We start from the raw sequence: 1353 nt of genomic DNA, 5'->3' as shown, positions 1-1353 counted from the left end.
CGCCTTTATGTTTGTAGTGTCCATTTTTCTGGTCACATTCTTTAGCGGCAAATGTGTAAATTGTTACGGCGGCCCTTCGCTAGAAGGCAGGGCCGCCGTGCACAATTGAAACAGTTGTAACCCGCCTCGGACACCGGCTCGGGGAAAGCGATTTCACCGCTGGGCTGCGAGCCCGTAATCTGTTTTCACCCCCGGGTCGGGTGTCTGGATGTAAGTTCGAATAGTAAACTGGGAGCGGCAGCGCTCAGCTGTCCGCCGCAGCCCGCTTCGAAAGGTGTTGAACTTTCCAGCCACCGTCCGCGGCACAAACTTTCCCTAAGATATGGATTTTGCCTATTACGTAGGTTGGGACGTATCCAAAGCCAGCCTCAACTTTTGTATCCGTGATCCGCAGCAGTCCGAGCCGGTGCAGGAGGGTCAGGTAGCCAACACCCCCACGGCCATCGGCAAGCTCCTTCGGCAGTGGAGTAAGCGCTGGGAAACGGATCTAGCCGCCTTTGCTCACTGTGTGGAGAACACGGGCCGCTACACCTATCCCCTGCTGGGACTGGTCGAGCCCCTCGGCTTGCACCTCTGGATGGAGGACCCCCTGCAACTCAAGCGGAGCATGGGGCGGCAGAAGCGCAAGACCGATGCCGTTGATGCCCGCAACATCGCCGAGTACTGCCGCTGGAAGCACGAGCGGGCTACCTGGTACACCCCGCCCAGCGCGCTAAGCCTGCACCTGAGGGAGTTGAGCCACTCCCGGACCAAACTGGTGCGCATGCGGCAGTCGCTCCACACCTCCCATCGGGCCAAGGAGGCCTTTGCCCTGGTGCCCCCCAATGCCGTCGGTCAGCGCCTCAACTGCCAGCTGATCGAAGCCATCGACCAGCAGTTGGCGGCCCTGGACCTGGAAATCCTACGACTCATCGAAGCCGACGAGCGGGCCCGGCGCAAACTGGAAATTGCCCGCTCCGTGCCGGGCATCGGTCCAAAGAACGTGGTGGTGATCCTGGCCATCACGGGGCTGTTCGAGCGCATTGCCTCGGCCCGGGCGTGTGCGGCTTACGCCGGCTTGGTGCCCTATGAGTTCCAAAGCGGAACGTCGATCCATCGACGGAGTCGGGTGAGCCGGGCGGTGAGTAAACCGTTGAAAACCGCCCTGCATCAGGGGGCGCAATTTCTCATTATGCGGCCCTCCCCGTTCAAGGAATTGTACGACCGATTGCGCGCTAAGGGACGGACGTACCGACAGGCCATCAATGCGGTGCGCAACAAGATGATCCGGGTCCTGTACACGTGCCTGAAGAAAGACGTTACGTATGACAAAAAAGTCCATGCAGGACTTGCGTAGACAATAGTAAACAGATT

The 1353-nt window shown here is 59.6% G+C and carries 1 protein-coding gene; it reads left to right on the top strand.

The genetic code is table 11. The features are described 5' to 3' along the window. The first annotated feature begins 322 nt into the window (after positions 1-322). On the top strand, positions 323-1336 hold the full coding sequence (locus GGR28_RS18840; protein ID WP_183497386.1) for an IS110 family RNA-guided transposase: 1014 nt from the start codon (positions 323-325) through the stop codon (positions 1334-1336). The last annotated feature ends 17 nt before the right edge of the window (positions 1337-1353 follow it).

Origin of the sequence: Neolewinella aquimaris (genome assembly GCF_014197245.1) — a bacterium.
Lineage (GTDB): Bacteria > Bacteroidota > Bacteroidia > Chitinophagales > Saprospiraceae > Neolewinella > Neolewinella aquimaris.
This window is presented reverse-complemented; position numbering and strand designations above follow the sequence as displayed.